This is a genomic window from Methanosarcina mazei S-6, from assembly GCF_000970205.1.
GTDB lineage: Archaea > Halobacteriota > Methanosarcinia > Methanosarcinales > Methanosarcinaceae > Methanosarcina > Methanosarcina mazei.
The window spans coordinates 3,687,736-3,708,017 of sequence record NZ_CP009512.1; the positions used below are offsets into that span (position 1 = coordinate 3,687,736).

Annotated in this window: 14 protein-coding genes and 2 tRNA genes; 10 read left to right on the top strand and 6 right to left on the bottom strand. The window is 41.7% G+C overall.

What is annotated here, in order from left to right; all coding sequences use genetic code 11:
- Nucleotides 1–2: 2 nt before the first annotated feature.
- Both mtbC and MSMAS_RS15880 read right to left on the bottom strand, forming a co-directional pair.
- On the bottom strand, nucleotides 3–644 hold the full coding sequence (mtbC, locus tag MSMAS_RS15870) for a dimethylamine corrinoid protein MtbC (protein WP_048036790.1): 642 nt from the start codon (nucleotides 642–644) through the stop codon (nucleotides 3–5).
- Nucleotides 645–1,593: 949 nt separating this feature from the next.
- On the bottom strand, nucleotides 1,594–2,742 hold the full coding sequence (locus tag MSMAS_RS15880) for a (Fe-S)-binding protein (protein WP_011033628.1): 1,149 nt from the start codon (nucleotides 2,740–2,742) through the stop codon (nucleotides 1,594–1,596).
- Between the two features lie 289 nt (nucleotides 2,743–3,031).
- Here MSMAS_RS15880 and MSMAS_RS15885 point away from each other — a divergent pair, with 289 nt between their 5' ends.
- The 7 genes from MSMAS_RS15885 to MSMAS_RS15920 all read left to right on the top strand — a co-directional run bounded on the left by MSMAS_RS15885 (nucleotide 3,032) and on the right by MSMAS_RS15920 (nucleotide 13,455).
- Nucleotides 3,032–3,592, top strand: a complete 561-nt coding sequence (locus tag MSMAS_RS15885) for a CDP-alcohol phosphatidyltransferase family protein (protein ID WP_080503045.1) — start codon at nucleotides 3,032–3,034, stop codon at nucleotides 3,590–3,592.
- A gap of 178 nt (nucleotides 3,593–3,770) precedes the next feature.
- Nucleotides 3,771–3,848 (top strand) — tRNA-Pro (locus MSMAS_RS15890).
- A gap of 359 nt (nucleotides 3,849–4,207) precedes the next feature.
- Nucleotides 4,208–5,380, top strand: a complete 1,173-nt coding sequence (locus MSMAS_RS15895; protein ID WP_011033626.1) for an acyltransferase family protein — start codon at nucleotides 4,208–4,210, stop codon at nucleotides 5,378–5,380.
- Between the two features lie 758 nt (nucleotides 5,381–6,138).
- Nucleotides 6,139–8,841, top strand: coding sequence for a DNA mismatch repair protein MutS (gene mutS, locus MSMAS_RS15905; protein WP_048046799.1), 2,703 nt, complete (start codon nucleotides 6,139–6,141; stop codon nucleotides 8,839–8,841).
- A 219-nt stretch (nucleotides 8,842–9,060) separates the two neighbouring features.
- A complete protein-coding gene (gene mutL, locus MSMAS_RS15910) occupies nucleotides 9,061–11,130 on the top strand; it encodes a DNA mismatch repair endonuclease MutL (protein WP_048047029.1) in 2,070 nt (689 codons plus the stop codon).
- A 675-nt stretch (nucleotides 11,131–11,805) separates the two neighbouring features.
- Entirely contained in the window at nucleotides 11,806–12,825 is a 1,020-nt protein-coding gene (locus MSMAS_RS15915) for a cobalt-precorrin-5B (C(1))-methyltransferase (protein WP_011033623.1), read from the top strand.
- A gap of 42 nt (nucleotides 12,826–12,867) precedes the next feature.
- A complete protein-coding gene (locus MSMAS_RS15920; RefSeq protein WP_011033622.1) occupies nucleotides 12,868–13,455 on the top strand; it encodes a cobalt-precorrin-7 (C(5))-methyltransferase in 588 nt (195 codons plus the stop codon).
- Between the two features lie 107 nt (nucleotides 13,456–13,562).
- Here the strand turns inward: MSMAS_RS15920 and MSMAS_RS15925 are convergent, their stop codons facing one another.
- Nucleotides 13,563–14,327 (bottom strand): A24 family peptidase C-terminal domain-containing protein, encoded by a 765-nt coding sequence (locus MSMAS_RS15925; RefSeq protein ID WP_048036783.1) that lies wholly within the window; start codon nucleotides 14,325–14,327, stop codon nucleotides 13,563–13,565.
- Nucleotides 14,328–14,587: 260 nt separating this feature from the next.
- On the opposite strand from MSMAS_RS15925, the gene MSMAS_RS15930 reads away from it, so the two are divergent.
- A tRNA-Val gene (locus MSMAS_RS15930) sits at nucleotides 14,588–14,661 on the top strand.
- A gap of 752 nt (nucleotides 14,662–15,413) precedes the next feature.
- On the opposite strand, the gene MSMAS_RS15935 is transcribed toward MSMAS_RS15930, so the two are convergent.
- The 3 genes from MSMAS_RS15935 to MSMAS_RS15945 all read right to left on the bottom strand — a co-directional run bounded on the left by MSMAS_RS15935 (nucleotide 15,414) and on the right by MSMAS_RS15945 (nucleotide 17,823).
- Nucleotides 15,414–15,986, bottom strand: coding sequence for a hypothetical protein (locus tag MSMAS_RS15935; RefSeq protein ID WP_048036781.1), 573 nt, complete (start codon nucleotides 15,984–15,986; stop codon nucleotides 15,414–15,416).
- Between the two features lie 15 nt (nucleotides 15,987–16,001).
- Nucleotides 16,002–16,508, bottom strand: coding sequence for a matrixin family metalloprotease (locus tag MSMAS_RS17940; RefSeq protein WP_050035172.1), 507 nt, complete (start codon nucleotides 16,506–16,508; stop codon nucleotides 16,002–16,004).
- Between the two features lie 664 nt (nucleotides 16,509–17,172).
- Nucleotides 17,173–17,823 carry a YggS family pyridoxal phosphate-dependent enzyme gene (locus MSMAS_RS15945; RefSeq protein WP_050035164.1) on the bottom strand — a complete coding sequence of 217 codons (651 nt, stop codon included), beginning with the start codon at nucleotides 17,821–17,823 and terminating at the stop codon, nucleotides 17,173–17,175.
- An 837-nt stretch (nucleotides 17,824–18,660) separates the two neighbouring features.
- On the opposite strand from MSMAS_RS15945, the gene MSMAS_RS15955 reads away from it, so the two are divergent.
- Both MSMAS_RS15955 and MSMAS_RS15960 read left to right on the top strand, forming a co-directional pair.
- On the top strand, nucleotides 18,661–18,867 hold the full coding sequence (locus tag MSMAS_RS15955; protein WP_015412002.1) for a hypothetical protein: 207 nt from the start codon (nucleotides 18,661–18,663) through the stop codon (nucleotides 18,865–18,867).
- A gap of 605 nt (nucleotides 18,868–19,472) precedes the next feature.
- A complete protein-coding gene (locus MSMAS_RS15960; protein ID WP_214023877.1) occupies nucleotides 19,473–20,057 on the top strand; it encodes a sugar O-acetyltransferase in 585 nt (194 codons plus the stop codon).
- The last annotated feature ends 225 nt before the right edge of the window (nucleotides 20,058–20,282 follow it).

Consider the following 20,282-nt stretch of genomic DNA (forward strand, 5'->3'; position numbering starts at 1 on the left):
ATTTAAGCCAGAAGCTCTTTTGCCTTTGTGACGGCTTCACTTGCGTTTTCTGCATAACAGTCTGCCCCGATCTTGTCAGCCCATGCCTGGGTTGCGGGTGCACCGCCGATCATGACCTTTACTTTGTCTCTCAGCCCTTCTTCTTTGAGAAGTTCTATAACATCTCTCTGTCCGGGGAGGGTTGTGGTCATAAGAGCAGAAAGTCCAATCATGTCAGCATTGACTTCTTTTGCTTTCTCGATAAAGTTCCTGATCGGGACATCACGACCGATGTCATGCACTTCAAAACCGGCTGACTGGAGCATTGTGGACACAATAGATTTACCGATGTCATGGACATCGCCTTCTACGGTTCCGTTGACAATAACACCCATTTTTGAGCTCGCAGAGCCTTCAGGCATAAGATCTTTAAGGGCGTTTACTCCTGCAGTCATCGCGTCGGCAGCCATCATTACGTGGGGTAAGAAAAGTTTGCCTCTTTCAAAGCGGACCCCAACTTCATTCATGCCTGCTGCAAGTCCGTTTTCAATTATTTCGGAAGGGTCTAATTCTCCTTTTGCCTTTTCAACGGCAGCGAGTACCGCATCCTTCTTACAGGTGATTACTGCATCTGCAAGTTCCTGAAGCAGTTCTTCTTTGCTAATATTGCATCCTCCATTCTAATTTTTAAACATTGGAGACTTCTACCAACTATCACGAATAATCATGATGATTGGGATGCTAGCTCACGCTCTTCGAGTCATGAGATGCACGAAAAGTAACTTATGATGTCAGGGTGGGAAGCCAGGATCACCACAAGCAAAACTGCAAAATCATGAATTCTTCATGATTGCTTACTGGGGTTCATGAGAATTTAGCAGAGGGAACATTTTGGTGCCATTTTAAATCCCGTCTGTTAACTCATCTTCACAGATGTCTCCAGATTAAACTGCGCTTTACTGGTATAAATATTTTGTTAAAAAAGACGACAGAAAACAGAGGGTTCTATAAATAGTTTTTGGTTTAAATATTTTGAATAGAGTAAATGGAGAAGAAAAGAAGAGGGTAAACGAAAAAATATAAATACTAAATACTAAAGATGTCCTTTTACAGGCACATGGTGAGAGAAAAAATAACCACATCATTTCAAGAGATTAAAGAGACTGAAATAGATATAATTTTTGGCACATAATAGGCAAGAGAATAAATTAAGTCGCATGAAGCTGTTTATTATTCAAACTTCAAACCGGGGATTATATTGAGGATCAATAATTAATTTTTATGGGCACAATTTTTTATACATTCCTGAGCCTGAACAAATTCCGGATAAAAAACAGGAAAAAAACGAAAATATTATATATGAGATTTTTTACCGGGAAAGACATTAAGCAGGATCTCTACAGGGGAAAGAAAAAAAGCAATCTAAAAAACAGGAAATCAAGGAAAGCAAACAACATTAAAATTATATTAAAGAAAATCCAGTAAATAGTTAATAGAATACGATAAATAGAATACGATAATTTGAAATTCGTGGAGCGGAATGCAAAAAACAAAAGAAAGGTAAAAAAGGATAAAGATTTCATGTAAGGGCAAAAAGAGGTTAGGACCCCATATTTATGAAAGGTCCGGTTCTTTGTATCCCGGAACACATAAATTGTAAGCCCTGTTTACAAGCTCTATCATTCTCCGGTCTTCTCTTTCTATTTTTATTCCGCAAGCAAGGGCAAGATACTCAGCAAGATCAAAGATCTTTATTTTCTCATTTTTTCCGGCTTCGGCAAGGTTCTGCATACAGCCGCCGCAGTTTGTTATAATCGCGTCGCAGCCCAGTTTTTCAGCAGCCCGGAACCTGTCAGAAGCTACGGAAATAGATTCTGAAGGATAATTTACCCTTACTCCTCCCCCGAAGCCACAGCAAGCCGAACCTTCCGGAGTTTTATTTGCCAGCCCTGTCCCCGGAATCTTTTCAAGCACATCCCTTGCTTCCGTGTAGACTCCCATCCCTCTTGTCAGGTGGCATGGGTCATGGTAAAAAACCCGGAATTTAAGAGCGTTTTCCGGAGTAAGCCTGCCTTCTTTTAAAAGCCGGTCAAGGTACTGAGAGACCTGCAGAACTTCAAAGTCCAGTTTTCCAAACATGCGTGGATAAATATCTTTAAAAGCTTTGAAACACCCGGGGCAGGCAGTGATAAGGACTTTTGCCCCTCTTTTCCTGATTTCGTCAATATTTTTCTGCCCATGCTTGCAGATAGGGCCCTGGTCTCCTGCACCTGCGGATACAGCCCCGCAGCAGTATTCAAGACCGCTCAGGACAGTATAATCAACCCCGGCTTTTTCCAGAAGAGCCACAGAAGCCTGAGCCATTACTTTGTTGATATAGGTGCCAGCGCAGCCCGGAAAATATACCACCGATCCGGGCCTGTCTATATACTCCGGGATCTCATCCATTTCAGAAATTTTTTTGAATAGGTTATTCTCAGACTCGGGATCCACCATGGTCTGCCTCTCAGAAAGGCCGTTTTCATTTATCCATTTCTGTCGGGAAGGAGATATCAGAGGCTTGATCCCGAGGTTTTCAGGGCAGGCAGAAATGCAGAGCCCGCATGTAAGGCAGCGCAGCAGGGACTCGGAATCGATATTTGATGATCCATCAAGATACCCGTAAAGCCGGTCAAGCACACCAAGGTCTTCATACCGGGAGCAGACCTCGAGACACTGCCCGCATCTCGTACATTTTTCCCTGTGTTCTTCTACTATATTCATATTTTAACTCCATATCATTTTAAACTCATGCGACTTTATTCTCATATCGATCCTTAAAACCTCTTTCTGAAGAATTCTACCCCTGCAGGTCATTGAACCGGAAAAGCCTCCTTTAAAAAGTATGGGGGGCTCTCTATGAAAGCTGGAAACCTGAAATCGGAGATCTTTCAAAAGAAGATAAGACTATATCCATAGATGCAGTATCAATATCCAGATAAAGGAAGGGATTGAAATATTTGATGATTTAAAAAACAGTGCGAGAAAACTGGTAATTCCATTAGCCCGTTCAATACCTCTCTCCCCGAACACCCTTACCCTGCTCGGCTTTGCGGTAAGTGTGGCTGCCGGAGCTGCATTTGTCCTTGGCAAACCCTTTGAGGGTGGTCTCCTTATCCTCCTCAGCGGAGTTTTCGATGTCCTTGACGGAGGAGTCGCAAGAGCAAAAGGAAGGATCACCCCTTTCGGAGGCGTGCTTGACTCGGTATGCGACCGTTACTCAGACGGGCTCATGTTTCTCGGGATAATGGCAGGAGCAATAAACGGGAAGCTTACGGTTCTCCCTATCATGGGGATTGAAGGCTGGCTCTGGTCAGGCTATGCCCTTATCGGTTCTTTTCTCGTAAGCTACACACGCGCCCGCGCAGAGTCCGCAGGCTGCAGGAAGTTATCTGTAGGAATTGCCGAACGCACGGAAAGGATGCTTATCCTGGCTTTCGGAGCCCTTACAGGATTCCTCGGCTGGGCGCTTGTCCTGATAGCGGTATTTTCACATATCACCATGATCCAGAGGGTCCTGAGAGCAAAAAGCATACTGAACAATCCGTCTGAGCCCGGCATCCAGAAACCGTAACCGGAAATCCCGTAAAAGCCGTACGAAAAAGAAACAGGGACTGCAATCGAAAAAGAATAAAGAAAAGATGCTGGCTATTCTCTACCGATACGCATTTATACTACATGTTTAATTACAATAGTTGGTTGATGGCGAGCAAGGAAAACCCTTTGCCATCGAAGAAATAGATCTGCTCTGCGGGGCCGTAGGGTAGCTTGGTCCATCCTGCAAGACTGGGGGTCTTGCGACTTGAGTTCGAATCTCAACGGCCCCACCAGAATCACATTTTGATCAGGCTTTTTTATATGACCCGGTGCTTTCATGATCAGTGTTTTTACATGATTTCAGTGATTTTATATTCAGCGTTTTTACAATTGCCTTTTTTATGAAGAAATTCTGTTTTTCAGCTTATTTAATCGTTTTAGATTTTTTAAGGCTTCAATCACCTTTTTTTCCAAAAAAGGAAAGAAAAAAATGAAAAATCCAGGTTCAGAACTCTCAGATTCCTCTACGTTTGACACCTACATATTTTCATTTCATGATAAAAATCCCTCTTAATATACAGAGGCACCACAACCTGAGAAAAGATAGCAAACCATTTTTATAATGTAAACGCTGTTTACATGTCGGGTTAGTATGAGACTTCACTGGATTGATGCATTGAAAGGAATCGGGATTATGCTTGTGGTGTTTGCGCATCACAGTTTGCCGATAGCGCTTGATACCTATATATTTTCATTTCACATGCCGCTTTTCTTTTTCATTTCCGGGTTTCTGTTTAATTTCGGAAAATATGCTGAATCGGCTGGAAATTTTGTCAAATGGAGGTTCAGATCTCTTATTGTGCCTTACTTTTCTTTTGCTGTACTGACCTGTCTGTTTTACTTTTTGCTGGATACTGCATTCCAGCCAGGAGTCACAAACATTGAGTTTTTCCGGAACAGCGCTCTTTATGGGATCTATTCCATCGTATATGCACTGGGTCCCCTTGTGTCCTATAATCCGCCTCTCTGGTTTCTGACCTGCCTTTTCGTGACAGAGATCCTCTTTTACGGGCTTGCAAAAAACTATTACGGAAAGCCGGGAAAGATTGTATTCTGGCTTACTGCCGCCGGGGTGCTGGGGTATCTTTATTCAGTTCACGTGCCTTTCAGGCTTCCCTGGAATGCTGATGTTGCCCTCTCTGCAGTTGTATTTTACGGAGCCGGAAATCTATTCAGAAAATATACCGGACCTGAAAAACTTGCAGAACCGGCAACAGAGCCAAAATCAGGTAAGGAAATGGACTCAGGTTCAGCCAGAGAGTTGGATTTGAAAATAAGGAACAGCTTCATCAGGGTGGAGAAATTTTTACCTGGGATCTTTATCTTTTTGAATCTGCTTTATTTAGCTTACCTGCTGGAGTTCCCCACCTCAGACAAGGTAAATATGAATGTACTGAAATACGGGAACTTTTATTCTTATTACCTGCTTGCTTTCTCAGGTATCTTTGCCTTTGTTTATCTTTTCAAAAAAATTAATAGTTCCGGATTACTGGAATATTACGGGAGAAACAGCCTGATCGTACTCGCCCTTCACTTCCCTGTAAAGGATATCCTGACTAAACTGGCAATTCTCGGTTTCGGAGTCGAGCTTGAGTATTTCTATTACAATACCGCCTTTGCTCTAAGTCTGACAGTACTGAACCTTATCTTCCTGATACCTGTTATTTTCCTTATCAATAATTATTTCCCTTTCCTGATCGGGAGAAAGAAGGTTTCTGCGCTACCTGGGAAATTAAAGATTTGCTTCAGGGAGCCTGCAAATTAAAAAAGTTACGTTTTTAAGCAGTCTGGAAGAGAAGACTAAAAAATATGATTGAATGGATTGAATAGTTGAGAATATGTTAGCTGAAGCCAGGACAGGGTTTCCTTAAAGATTTTAAAGGATTAGAGCAATATATAAGAGAAAATATATATTAAAGTCAATTTTCCTCTTTCTCTCTTTCCCTTTTATACTTCTCTTTGATCTTCTCAATCATTTCCTCATTAGCCTCAATAACAAAAGCTCCAACATATCCACACTCCTTGCAGTGGTAGACCGCACCTGCATACCCTCCAACCTCATAGTATATATCCGAACTCCCACAGACAGGACAGACCTCAACTAACTTTTCGTGGTCCAGGGCAATTTCCTCCTTTGATAAGGCTTACAATACCGAATTGTTAAATTATATATAAGAAGCATGATTCAAGATAAAGGCATAGTATTTCTAACTGATATTAAAACAGATACCCATTTAATATTCAAACTAATATTCAAACTAATATTCAAACTGAAACTCAACTTATATCATCAAATTCTATTCAAACTTACATGCGGAAAAACCAGGTCGGTTGGTATGGATAGATATCTGCCCATTCACTCCCGTTCACTCCCGTTCCAGATACGTAAATGCTTTCCAGATTCAAATGCTGAAATTCAGCATTTGTTATTAAAGGCATATTATTCAAAGCCTGTTATTCAAGATTTGAATTCAAAGCCTGTTATTCAAGAGTTATAGATTCAAGGTTTACAGTGAGTAAAAAATGACTGAAATGATGACCCCTGCAATGCGCCAGTACTATGAAGCCAAGCAGGCATACCCTGACACCCTTATCTTCTTCCGGATGGGAGACTTTTACGAATCCTTTGGAGAAGACGCAAAAACCATTGCAAAAGAGCTCGAAATCACGTTAACAGCCAGGGGCAAGGACAGGTCAGGGGAGAGGATGCCTCTTGCAGGCATTCCTTACCATGCCATTGATACATACCTTCCAAGGCTGATAAACAAAGGATACAAGGTAGCCATCTGTGAACAGCTCGAAGACCCGAAGCAGGCAAAAGGAGTTGTAAAGAGAGGCGTTGTCAGGGTGGTAACCCCGGGGACAGCAATAGACTCATCCATGTTCCCGGATGCGTCAAATAACTACCTTATGGCAGTTGCAGGGAAAGAAGTCGGAAAGTCCGGAAAAAGCGGAGAAAAGGAAATGGAATTCGGGCTCTCATTCCTCGACATTTCAACAGGGGAGTTCCTTACAACCCAGTTTATGGATTCCGGAAGCTTTGATAAATTACTCAGCGAACTTGCCCGAATGAAGCCTGCGGAATGCATCCTGCCCCCGACCCTGTACGGGAATTCGGTACTTGTTAACAGGTTAAGGGAACAGACAATAGTCCAGGAATTTGCCCCGGAAATCTCTGGGATAGAAGAAGCCGGGGAAAAACTGAAAATTCATTTCAGGGTTTCAACCCTCGAGGGCATGGGCTGTGAAAAACTGGAATTCGGAGTCTATTCCGCATGGTCTGCCCTTGAATATGCAAAAACGACCCAGATGAGAGACCTTGCTCATATCAATACCCTCAGGACCTATTCAAACACCGAATTCATGGTCCTCGACTCTGTCACCCTCCGCAACCTCGAAATCGTGAAAAACGTGCGGGATGAAGGGGACCATAACTCCCTTTACAGGACTTTGAGCTTTACAAAGACGCCAATGGGGAGCAGAATTCTGAAAAAATGGCTCTTAAAGCCGCTCCTTTCCGTAGAACAGATAAACCACAGGCTGGACGCAGTAGAAGAGCTGGCAGGAAACCCTCTGCTCCGCTATGATATTCGGGACTGGCTTTCGGAGGTAAGGGATATTGAACGCCTCGTAGGCAGAATAGTGTACGGAAACGCCAATGCAAGGGACCTCGTAGCCCTGAAAAAGTCCCTTGATGCCGTACCCTCTATCCGGGACTGCCTTCTGGAAAAAGCCGGAGCAGAGATGTTAAAAGGGATTGCTGAAGGTCTCGCATCATTTTCAGAAATTGAAGAACTGGCCAAAATGATTGGAAATGCAATTGTTGAAGAGCCTCCCGTAAGCGTCCGCGAAGGCGGGATGATAAAATCCGGGTTCAGCGAGGAACTTGACGAGCTAAGAGACATTTCAAGTAACAGCAAGCAGTGGATTGCAGCCTTCCAGCAGAAAGAAAAGGACAGGACAGGGATCAAGTCCCTGAAAATCGGATACAATAAGGTCTTCGGGTATTATATCGAGGTTACCAATGCAAACAGCAGCCAGGTACCTGATGACTATATAAGAAAGCAGACAATGGCAAATGCCGAGCGTTTCTTTACGCCTGAGCTTAAAGAAAAAGAAAGCCTGATCCTGACAGCAAACGATAAAGCCGTGGCTCTTGAGTACGAAATTTTCACAGAAATCACAGAGACCCTTTCAGCCCATTCAAAGGAGCTTCAGGAAACAGCAGAAAGGATAGGCGTACTTGATGTCCTTGCAGACCTTGCCGAAGTTGCGGAAAATAATAATTATACACGCCCTCAGCTCACAGAAGACTGCAAGATTCTTATCCGGGACGGCAGGCATCCAGTAGTCGAAAGTACGGTATCCGGAGGTTTTGTCCCGAATGATACGGAAATGGACTGCAAGGAGAACCAGTTTTTGCTGGTTACAGGCCCCAATATGGCAGGGAAATCAACCTATATGCGCCAGACAGCCCTTATTGCAATTATGGCTCAGGCAGGCTCTTTTGTCCCGGCTTCCTATGCTTCCATAGGTGTCATCGACCAGGTTTTTACAAGGATAGGGGCTTTTGACGACCTTGCAAGCGGACAGAGCACTTTTATGGTTGAGATGGTGGAACTGGCAAATATCCTGAACAATGCAAGCCCGAAAAGCCTTGTGCTGCTTGACGAAATAGGCAGGGGAACGAGCACCTATGACGGGTACAGCATTGCAAAAGCGGTTGTTGAGTTCCTGCACAACAGGGGAAAGGTAGGCATAAGGGCTCTTTTTGCGACCCATTACCATCAGCTCACATCACTTGAAGAGAAATTAAAAAGGGTAAAAAATTATCATATTGCAGTAAAAGAAGAAGGACACGAGCTGGTTTTTCTGAGGAAAATCGTGCCGGGGGCAACCGACAGGAGTTACGGGATACATGTTGCAAGGCTTGCCGGAGTCCCGGAAAGGGTAATCGAAAGGGCAAATGAGATCCTCAGGGAACTCGAAAGGGAAAGCGTACTCGAAGAATCCGAAGACTGTGAAAACGGGAAAAAAAGAAAAGGCAAAGCGACCACCCGTTATACTCAGATGCTCCTTTTTGACCCCGGGAGCAGAAGCGGGAATTCGGAAGTAAAAAGAGGATTAAGCCCTGTAGAAGCAGCCCTGAAAAAGATGAATGTGGATGAAATGACCCCGATAGAAGCCATGAATAAACTTCATGAGCTGAAAAAGCTGCTTGGTTGAAAGAAATAGATAGAGAAAAACGGTTGAAATAAAAGAAATAGATAGAAAAAACCGGTTGAAATAAGAGAAATAGGTATAAAAAATTAGGATGAAATAAAAAATTAGATAGAATAAAATTTGGAAGGACAGATGAAAGAGCAGGTTGAAGATATACCGGAAGAGAAAACAGGAAAGCAAGCTGAAAAAAAGCTTGAAGAAGAGATGGAAAAGAAGATGGATATGCAGGGAAATAAAATCCGGATTCTTGATAAGGACACGATAAATAAGATTGCAGCCGGAGAAGTAATAGAACGACCGGCATCCGTTGTAAAGGAACTTGTGGATAACTCAATAGATGCCGGAGCAACAGAAATCCGAATCGAAGTCGAGAAGGGAGGAAAACGTTCCATCCTTATCAGGGACAATGGCTGTGGCATGAGCAGAGCCGATGCCCTCCTTGCATATAAAAAACATGCAACAAGCAAACTCACAAAGATAGAAGACCTGGATAAAATTTCTACAATGGGTTTCAGGGGAGAAGCTCTTGCCTCCATAACCGCCATTGCAAAGGTGGAAATCCTTACACGCCCTCCGGAAGAGATTGCAGGCACAAAAGTTGTAATCCATGGAGGAAATGTAGAGGAAATTTCTGATGCGGGCACGGCTCCGGGGACGTCAGTACATGTAAAAGACCTCTTCTATAATACACCTGCAAGGCGCAAGTACCTGAAAACCGACCGTACGGAACTTGCCCATATCACTGATACCGTCATGAGACTTGCGCTGGCAAATCCGGGGATTTCCTTTACCCTGCTTAACGAAGGAAAGCCAGTTCTTAGGAATACGGGGTCAAGTGACCTTTTTAACAGTATGGTAAACCTTCTGGGACCCGATACCGCACGCTCGATGCTTCCTCTTAATTACGGGACAGAAGAATTTGATATCAGGGGCTATGTCTCAAAGCCCGAACTTAACAGGGGAGATAGCGACCAGCTCTTTCTTTTTGTAAATACCCGCCCTGTAACCTCAAGCACGATCAATAAAGCTGTCCGCGAAGGGTATTACACAAAAATGCCCAAAGGCCGTTATCCTGTAGCTGTGCTCGCCCTTACCCTCGATCCGGGAGAAGTGGATGTAAACGTCCATCCGCGCAAAGCTGAAGTCCGTTTCAGCCGCGAAAAGGAGGTAGGGGACGCTGTAATCAGTGCGGTTGAAAAGGTACTTTCGGAACATGGCCTGGCCCCTGAGATAAGGGGAAAAGAAGCAAAAAGGTTACAGAAAACCTTTGATTCCCCGGAATCACCAAAAATTCAGATACCGGATACCAGCAAAGTAGTTCCTGAGAGAGAAAACGCAGAGGTAACCGGAAAAACAGCCGGAAAAGAAATAGAAAGCGAGCCTGGCGTTTTAACGGTTTCAGAGGAAAAAAAGGTTCTGGAAGGCGGGAATAGAGTCCTGAGAGATAAGCCCGGTGCTTATACCTATCCTGTAAAGGATACGGAGAGGAGGCTGAAGAAATCCGAGCGCCTCCTTGAGTTTTCAGGAGAGGGTGAGGAGAAGAAGGCTGTAGAGAATAAAGAAGGGAAAACGGAAGAAAAAAAGCTACCATCAGAGATACAGCCGGAAAGTAAAAAAGCAGAAGAAAAAATAGAAGAAAAAATAGAAGAAAAAATAGAAGAAAAAATAGAAGAAAAAAGTCAAACCCGGAAGCCGAAGCAAAAAGCAAATACTGACCTTCTTGAAGATCTGCGGGTTATAGGCCAGGTTTCCAGGATGTATATTCTTGCTGAAAAAGGTGAAGACCTTGTGATTATTGACCAGCACGCAGCCCACGAGCGCATCCTTTACGAGCAGGTCCTGAGAAGTAAAAAATCAAGGGTGCAGGAGCTGATTACGCCGGTGATGATAGAACTTACCCCGAAAGAAAAGGTTCTCATGGAGGAATACATACCCTACCTTGAGGAATACGGGTTTGGAATTTCGGAATTCGGGGATAATACCTATGTGGTTACCTTTGTACCCGAGGTTTTCGGACGTCTCGAGAATACCGATGTAATTCATGATGTTATAGCTGACCTGCTGGCTGAAGGAAAGGTCAAAAAAGAAACAGGAATATCGGAAAAAGTGAGCAAGACATTTGCCTGCAGGGCAGCAATTAAAGGTGGGGCAGCCTGCACCCCAGAGCAAATGGAAGATTTGATAGAGCAGCTCAAAACGGCTGAAGCCCCGTACTCCTGCCCGCATGGGAGACCAACTGTCATAACCATTACGAAAAGTCAACTTGACAGGATGTTTGCCAGAACTCTTTAAACAGCGTTAACTGAATAAAGAAGATCTTGAGAAAATCCGGAAAAAGCTGATAGCTCAGCAAAGAAATTATGATATGAAAAACGTAACTTTTCGATGAAATATATAGAAAGGATATCAGATATGGTTTAAGACGAAATCGAAAGAGTTTCCACTTAAAATATATCTTTATTTCCTATAGTTTTATATAATATAACTGAGATGTAGGTAAGTGTCAGACCAGTACTGACACCACAGGCATCATTCCATAAGGCTATTTTTCACACCCCAACCCCCAAACCCAACAAAGAATGGTCACCCCCATTCAAACCCCCAAGAGAATACCCCAACTTCCAGAAAAAACGAAAAACTCCATTCCTGGAATGATGCCGCTCTTTTCTATTATGTGTGTTTTTCCATCAGTTTCTGTGATTTTTCTGCAATCATTATGTGATGAGTTTATAACACTCTGTAAATATGTTATGAGATATTATAATTATTTTATAGGTCCCCATATTATTTTAAAAGATACTTTAAATTATTCTAATTGTCGTATTATTTATGTATTATTTTTGTGTTATTTTGCACAATACATGCATTTTCGGGAATAAGTTGTCTCAGTCGAACTTCTTTCTTCTAATTCTTATCCGGTTTTTCAGGTCAATACATTTATAATAAAAAACCTCCGAGTATTCTTCCATGATAGATCCTGTTAACAATTTCAAGATCCCTGAAGAATGGATTGCCCTTACAGGGCTGCCCAGGGAAGAGCTTGAAAAAAACGTGGCATCCGGTATGGTCGTGGTCCTGAGCGACGGTTCAGTACTTAAAAGAGGATACACCACAGGAACCACTGCCAGCGCTGCTGCAAAAGCAGCTGTCCTTTCCCTTAAGAAAAAGATTGACAGCGTATCCGTTCCCACCCCTGTCGGACTGAGAGCCCACCTTGAAGTCAGTGAGTCTTCCCCCGGGCGAGCAGTTGTAAAGAAGATCCTTAACGACCATGAATCCGATATTACACGTGGGCTTGAATTTGTTGGAGAAGCCAGGGAAGCCGAGGGGATTCACGTCCTCGGAGGAAAAGGCATAGGAGTCGTAAGAAGAGACGGCCTCCAGGTCCCGAAAGGAAAGCCAGCTATAAATCCGAAACCCATGGAACAGATAAGAGCAGCAGTAAAAGAAGCTGTAGAGGAACTGGGCCTGCAGGGAGCCGAAGTTACGATTTCAATTCCTGAGGGAGAACGGATAGGAAAAGAAACCCTGAACAGCAGGATAGGAGTCGAAGGCGGAATTTCTGTCCTCGGAAGCACAGGTTTTGTTGAACCCTGGAATGACCACCTAGGAGAAACGAGAGGAGACCTGATACGCTGCACGGACAAAGTTGTTCTGACCACAGGCAGGATAGGAATGCGGTATTCTCACATGCTTTTCCCTGAATATACGGTTGTTATGGTAGGGAGCAGGATCTCGGAAGGTCTCGATTATGCATCAGGCGACATCATTATTTGCGGGCTGCCAGGCCTTGTCCTTAAATGGGGAAACCCTGAGATGCTTGAGGGCAGCGGGTATGCGACCGTTGTTGAGATGCTTGAAAAGGCTCCGCAACACGAGCGCCTGAAAGAAGCTTTTGAAATGGCAGTCGAGAAAGGAAAAGGTGCAAGAATCGTTGTAATTGACAGGGACGGGTCCGTCCTTATGGACAGTAAAAGTGAAAGTTAATGCTAAATGTTAAAATACAAGGCAGGTAAAGGAGAAAAAGCCATGATAGTAGTAGGAGTTGGGGTCGGACCCGGCATGCTTACGGAAGAAGGAATAAGGGCAATAAAAAAGGCTTCGGCGGTTTACGGTGCAAAAAGGGCGATTGAACTTGCACAGGAATACATCACCTGCGAAGCAAAAACGATTAAAGATTACAAGTCTCTCCACCTCCTGCCCGCAGATGCAGTCATCCTGTCTACTGGAGACCCCATGTTTTCCGGTTTAGGGAAATTCGCAGGAGAAAACGATACTGTAATTCCGGGAATTTCTTCAATGCAGGCAGCCTGTGCCCGCACGAAAGTGAACCTTACTAACCTCTGTGCAATAACAGCCCACGGAAGGGATTTTGAACCTGCAAAAGCAGAATTGATCCAGGAATTAAGGAACGGAAGAAACATCTTCCTGCTGCCGGAAGAGAATTTCGGCTCCCTTGAGGTTGCAAAAATCCTTAAAGAGCTCGGGATAGAAGCCGAGCTTTATACTTGCGAAAACCTCGGCTATCCTGAAGAAAGGATTGCAAAGGGATCTCCTGACAACCCCCCGATCGCAGAAACCATTCTCTACGGGCTGCTCGTCGTGCAGAAAAGATAAAAAATGTAAAGGGAATGGGATAGGATATAAGGAAGTGGATTAAATAAAAGGAAATGGATAGAAATAAGGAAATAAATAAGAAATAAGGAAATGGAGAAGATTTCCGGTTAGCTTCCGATGAGATTAAAGACAGCATAAAAGATTAAATCTCCGAAAATGACTGCGGTTATGAAGCCTGCCGTGATTGAGAGCATGAAAGGCAGTCCCGGAGTAACCCAGATATCTTTTTCAATCAGACCTTTTTTTACGTATTCCTCAAGTTCAGGCTTCCGGTTTGCATCAAAATCAAGTCCGGACCGTGCAAATTTCCTGGTGACAGCCCCGTTTTCATCAAGCTCGAATTTTTCAAGCAGGCCCAGATGCTCCTTATTTTTCAGAGAGAAAACTTCAGTCCTGTACCCTATGAACATGTAAAGGGGATTTTTGAGCATTTGAGGCGAGAAGTGCAGAAGGTTGTAAAAAAACATCCCGAGTGGCACAAGGACAGTTATAAGAAGAGCGTTTTCCAGCACCGTGAAGGTAAAAAGCCCTATAGGAGGCAGCCCGAGCAGGGGATAGACTTTCCCCGAGAACAGAAATACCGGATAGAGAGGAAACAGAATGGAAAGCACTATCAGCCCTTTTGCGTCCCCTCCCCCGAAGGCTCCAAGCTGAAAAAGGATGTAAATTGAAATAAAAACAATAACGCTTGAAAGAATCAGAGATTTAACGTAAGGGAGCCCCCCGGTAAAAACTTCATAGATTACAAATACAGAACCCGATGCAAGCATGTATTTCCATACTTTATTTGAAACTCTGCGCTCCTTCAGGTCGGTGTAGCATCCGTAGAGTAAAAACGGCATGGTGAACAGGATTTTAAGGATTTCTATCATATAATCCAACAATTAAATTATTTCTATAGTTATAATCACTATTACTTTATTAGTTTTTTACTTTATCGCCTGAATGAAATTTCCCGGAACAGGTCTGGGAATTCCAGGCACAAACCGAAAAACGCCTGCCGGAAAAATACAAAAAGAACTGCAGAACAGGTCCGGCCAAGCCCAAAATAAGTCTGCAAGCGATAAGCTTATACATAAGAAGTTCTATTTTATGGTTGCTTAACCCATATTAGTTTTCGATTTAATTTCATGGGCTCGTGGTCTAGACGGTTATGACGTCGCCTTCACACGGCGGAGGTCCTGAGTTCGAATCTCAGCGGGCCCACATTTTTTGTTTCTATTTTCGAACTCGCTTATTCTTGATTTGATAGGTGCCATTACCTATGATGTTTTCTTTTCCAGTAACACCATAAAGTTTACAATCATTGTTAGGACAAGAAACATCAGCGAACTTTGGCTTTGCCCCTCTTTTTTTCCATTATCGAATATTATATCTCTTCTAGAACATAAGACTAACTAAATATAAATGGAGCACTTATAATCGTGCTTCATGTAAAATTGCATTTCTTTTAAAGTTTGCAAATATAATCATATCTCATTTGGATCCACTAAGGAACAAAACGTTAAAAAAATGCTATATTTTATGCAATATCTAAGAGGATTCTGTTGGAAAATCGCTACACGCAGTATTCGAGATTGTGCATAAAAATTTGTTAACCGACGACAAAAAGAATATAATTCAACTTTTACATGGACATGTGGACGGCATCTGCGTAAAATGTTTAAAGGATAATTTAAGAAAGGCCCTGTGACATATATATAAATTTTATAATATATATGGAATAAGAATTTCTAAAAGGACAGTTTAAAGGCTGTCCCTATGGCACCAGTGCCTCCTATTATTGTGATATCAAAAAAGCATAAAATATGCCACCCAGTTTTATCTTCAAATGATTTCATTATTTGTAAGTCAGCTCAAAGATGGCATCAGTCAACCATCGGCGGAAAGTAGGATGGATGAGATTATCATAAAAAGCAACGAGAAGTGCAGTGCACATTCGTTGCTTTAAAAGTAAATTATGATTGTTCTTGTGATGCCTCATTTTGTATTGTTTTATCATAACGGGAAGGGATTTCTTGTGCGAACGCTCTTTTAAACCTTTCCATCTTAGCTTGACGATCAGTTTGATCTTTAATTAAAAGATCTCCATAAACAGGTACAAGAAGGTGCCCTCCGAAATCACTAACCCTCGTGACAAACAAATAAGTTTCATCTGGCTCTAGTAGTTTGTCGTCTTTTGTAATAATTAAATATTGCTTTCCCTCTATATTTTCGTATCCTCCCTTTTGATTCACCGTAACTGTCCCAGTAAGATTTCCTTTTATGTTTTCCAAAACCTCAACGCTGAACTGTGTTTGTAGATATGGATCTGTTGTAGTACCTGTTTGGGCAATAACCTTACCAACGAACACATTATGCGCAATACCAACTAATTCCCTGTCGTCGGTAACATTAAATGAATATAAAGCCTCACTGTATGCGAATTCAGTCCCACCTTCATGTTCATTTGTTTGAGTGAGCCAAAAACCAGCACCAACCAAACCCGCCAATACAAAAAACGCAAAAACCATTTTAATTTTGCTCAACATATGTTACCACCTTCGTTAAGGATATAGTGTATTGTAATCCTGTATGTCATGTGTTCCTAATTCTGTTCTGCCAGAATAATCCGCATACATCACATTAGGAGAATAACTATGATCAAGGCCTAATGCATGGCCCAGTTCATGTAAAGCAACGTGTTTCTTTTGGTTAGCTGTGTACTGGCTCATTATATATTCGTTAAATCTAATTGTATCTCTGACAAGTGGATAATGATTGTACCACCCAGCCGCCATATCACCCGAATTATAATAATCACCATAAGTGAGATCTTCAACCGTCCAGGTAGTATCTGGTGCAATGTTGACTTTACCAAGGTCATTCCATTTACTAAATGAATGGCTTTGAGCTGTGGTATATTGCGTACTTCTGCCATAGCGAATTTCCATCCCATCTACGGCACTATAGCCCAGGAAGTGTGCACTTGCAACCGGCATAATTAACATGCCTGCCAGCAACATCGCCATAAACAGCGAAGCAATCCTAATTCCTTTGATCTGGATCTTCATTCTTTACCTCTTGTTACCTATTTATTTTATTTCCCAAGAGGCAGAATCAGGTAAGCCAAGCTAAGCGTTAAATACACGCAAAGCTAACATAACCATGCCTCTTAGGCGTCTGTTATGGAGTTCAGGTGACCTGGAAAGTACTTCTGAACTCCATAAACTTATTATTAATCCTATATAAATTATTTCAGGAAAGTGTGAAAATATATGATTTTTTTTACTTATTTCATGCCTATATTACTCTTAATCCTTTGATTGTTTGATGATTTGGAGAGAGAACATATATAGGAGTATGTTACCTTAACGCATTCAAACATGTATATAGAAGAAGAACTATACAACTTCAGAGTCATAAAAATAGATATTTAGGTGTAGTATACTAAATTTTGGCATAGATCCGATAGTCATAGTATATTGGTAAATAAACGCACACTTTTTTAAGAAACCAGTAATAGAGAATATATACTTGTGAGAATGAAAATGAATATGAGAACTCTTATGAAAACTAGATTTGTCGAATTTGGCTCGTAAAACACGGTGCTTGCGTTGTTTATTCTCCAGCCTTCACACGGCGAAGCTCCTGAGTTTGAATCTCAGCGAGCCCATCATACATTTCACTCTTCTTCGCCTTTTTTGAGTGATGGGTTTTTTCCACAAACCAGCACTTTCAGTACTTCCTCTTCCCGAATATGGCAGAACCCACACGTACCATCGTGGCTCCTTCCTCGATGGCAATCCTGTAGTCACTTGACATGCCCATGGATAGTGTCCTGATATCGATATTGTCCCGGTTCTCCTTTTTCATTTCATCAAAAAGGGCCTTCATCTTCCTGAAATAGGAACGGGTTTGTTCTGGGGGTACAAAAGGAGGGATGCACATGAGGCCTTCCACACGGACATTCCTTAAAAAGCGGATCTCTTTTATTGCGTTTTTTATCTCATCAGGGTGGAATCCGTATTTTTGTGGCTCGTTGCCGATGTTAACCTGAAGATAGACTCTCTGTACTTTGTCAACATCCCTGGCTCTCATGTCGATATTCTTTATCAACTTCAGAGAGTCAACTGATTGGATAACATCAAATAGATGTACGGCTTTTTTGACTTTATTTGCCTGCAGATGGCCTATAAGGTGTGTCTCACAGGGCAGTATATCATCACGTTTATCCTCGTACTCCTGAACCCGGTTCTCTCCAATGATAGTGGCTCCGGCTCGAATGGCTTCGTTTATCCTTTCAGGTTCAATCGTCTTGGTAACACAAACCAGTGTTGTGCTTCCAATCTTTTCAAGGATTAACTTTGTATTTTCATAGACTGGCATCGCTGTCCCTAAATCTGTTTTTATCAAAAGTAGTTGTATTTAAATGATTCCAATTATGGCTTTATGAAGCGGGAATATAATCATATTAATAATGACAATAAATTGAAATCATTTCAAATACGCAATTCCTATAAAAAAGCAAACATTTTTCAGAAATATTATTTGAGAGCTTATTCCAGAACCTATTTTTCCTACATCGGTAAAAGTTTCAGAACTATTTTCATCATCTGTAGCTCGATTGATTATTCTATATTCAAGATTCAAAGAGCCGGGATTTTAAAGACTTCATTTTCTAATGATTTGGCTATTGCTTCGAGGAAAGATTTTCAAGGAAGGATTTTCAAGGAAGGATTTCCGAGGAAAGATTTTCAAGGAAGGATTTTCGAGGAAGGATTTTCGAGGAAGGATTTTAGGGGAAGGATTTTGCGTCCGGTTGTGAAACTTTAAGTTAGAATTTAAGCTTCTTCTTCAAGAGCAATTACATAGACAGGTATACATTTTCTCTTAAACCTGAAGGAATGACTCAATAAAAGCTGAAGATTAAAGAAGAAACTGACAAAGGTTATTAATTAAAACATTAAAAATAATTTTTGAAAAATTTCTCGTCAGATGTTATGGAAAAGACCAGAAAATAATACACAAATGAGCCAATATCACCTGTTTTTCCGGCTTTTCACTCTATCTGACTAATATGATACCATCAATATCTCTGAAATACTATTTAACTAATATTAGCTCAATGAGATAACTATTTATAGAAAGTGTTTGTACTTACTATCAAACAAAGTGCAATCAAAAAGAACTTTACAGTGGGGAGAAAAACAGTAGGTGGAATATATGAAACAGAATGAGGTATATTTCAGGCAGTTTGACAGCGCAATAGGTTATGATGGTGCTGTAATTCACGGGGGAAACAGCGTTGAAGTTCGGATAATGAGATGTCTGAGCTCGCTTGGATTTTTCCTGTACGTGTTCCTGGCATCATTGCCAATAGCTTACGTACTGATAAAAATATCCTCAATGATCTTTGGAAAAATAATGTAAATATTTATTTCCAGATAAAAAGGTACGATCCTTGAGGCTATACTGGAGATTGGGTTGCACAGCTCATCGATTACACATCACCTTTATCCGATCTCCAGCTTAACATTCTTTTATGGCTTTTTTATTGAGCAGCTTTTACGTCTTTTTTATTGAGCAGCCATTCTTTGAATTTGTCTTTATGTTCACCCCGGATATCGTGAAGAGCATTACCCGTTGTTCGTCAGAGTTCTTATGGTTTGCTTCCTCATCCACAGAGAAAGAAAGGACTGCATATCCGGCTCGTAAGACACAGTGCTTTACCGCTTTTACCGCTTTTACCGCTTTTACCGCTTACTCCCCGCCCTCACACGGCGGAGTTCCTGAGTTCTAATCTCAGCGAGGCCATTTTTCGGTTTTGTTTTGATTCCCCTTATTTTCGGACTCAAAGAATGTACTGAGCTTCTTTTCCAATGTTTCTATCTTGCTTTGAGGCAGGATTTTTCTAAGGGATGTGTAGTTTTAAGTCCACAGTATTCCACAGTATAACTCTTACTCTTCTTAACGAAGATCTTCTTAAAGAAGAATTAAATAAACAGGATTATCATTTTACAAAGGAGGGAACAACTATGGTTGAAATGACTGAAAAAGAAAAAGCAGCTCAGGGCTTATTATACAATGCATACTATGATGAAGAGCTGATCTCTCAACGGGCTTATTGCAAAGCAATTTGCTACGAGTATAATCAGCTTCATCCAGCAAAAATTGAGGAAAGGACAGCTTTAATTCAGAAACTCTTTGGCAAGACCGGAGGTTCTTTTCTTATTGAGCCGCCATTTATATGCGACTACGGTTACAACATCGAAATAGGCAGCAATTTCTATGCAAATCACAACTGCATCATCCTCGACGGAGCAAAGGTTGTTTTTGGGGATAATGTGATGATCGCTCCAAACTGCAGCTTCTACACAGCCGGGCATCCGCTTGATGTAGAACGTCGCAATGCAGGACTGGAATACGCTTATCCAGTAAAAGTCGGCAGCAATGTATGGATAGGCGGCAATGTTTCTGTACTTCCCGGAGTAACTATAGGGGATAATGCTGTCATAGGCGCCGGGAGTATTGTGACAAAAGATATTCCTTCCGACGTTGTTGCTTTTGGGAATCCCTGCAGGGTTATTCGTGAGATTAGTGATGAAGATAAAAAATTTTAATCCTTTTTTTGCTTGAGCGTTTAAGTTCTATCCAAATAATAAGGAAAACGGAATTCAGAGAGGCTTTTAGAGTTTATAATACGCTTCTGGCTTTTAGAACTTATATTCTTACAATTTTATTAGCTTACATAGATAACAGGTCAGAGAATAATGATTAAGCAAACAGAGTATTATTATTGTTATTATTAATGATATTATTATTCCTTGTAATAACAGATTATTATT

Excerpts from the sequence above, each read along its gene's own strand:
- mutS (WP_048046799.1), top strand. The coding sequence starts at position 6,139 with ATGACTGAAATGATGACCCCTGCAATGCGCCAGTACTATGAAGCCAAG.
- MSMAS_RS15895 (WP_011033626.1), top strand. The coding sequence starts at position 4,208 with ATGAGACTTCACTGGATTGATGCATTGAAAGGAATCGGGATTATGCTT.
- MSMAS_RS17940 (WP_050035172.1), bottom strand. The coding sequence starts at position 16,508 with ATGAAGATCCAGATCAAAGGAATTAGGATTGCTTCGCTGTTTATGGCG.
- MSMAS_RS15880 (WP_011033628.1), bottom strand. The coding sequence starts at position 2,742 with ATGAATATAGTAGAAGAACACAGGGAAAAATGTACGAGATGCGGGCAG.
- MSMAS_RS15920 (WP_011033622.1), top strand. The coding sequence starts at position 12,868 with ATGATAGTAGTAGGAGTTGGGGTCGGACCCGGCATGCTTACGGAAGAA.
- MSMAS_RS15960 (WP_214023877.1), top strand. The coding sequence starts at position 19,473 with ATGGTTGAAATGACTGAAAAAGAAAAAGCAGCTCAGGGCTTATTATAC.
- MSMAS_RS15945 (WP_050035164.1), bottom strand. The coding sequence starts at position 17,823 with ATGCCAGTCTATGAAAATACAAAGTTAATCCTTGAAAAGATTGGAAGC.
- MSMAS_RS15955 (WP_015412002.1), top strand. The coding sequence starts at position 18,661 with ATGAAACAGAATGAGGTATATTTCAGGCAGTTTGACAGCGCAATAGGT.
- MSMAS_RS15935 (WP_048036781.1), bottom strand. The coding sequence starts at position 15,986 with ATGTTGAGCAAAATTAAAATGGTTTTTGCGTTTTTTGTATTGGCGGGT.
- mutL (WP_048047029.1), top strand. The coding sequence starts at position 9,061 with ATGCAGGGAAATAAAATCCGGATTCTTGATAAGGACACGATAAATAAG.
- MSMAS_RS15915 (WP_011033623.1), top strand. The coding sequence starts at position 11,806 with ATGATAGATCCTGTTAACAATTTCAAGATCCCTGAAGAATGGATTGCC.
- MSMAS_RS15925 (WP_048036783.1), bottom strand. The coding sequence starts at position 14,327 with ATGATAGAAATCCTTAAAATCCTGTTCACCATGCCGTTTTTACTCTAC.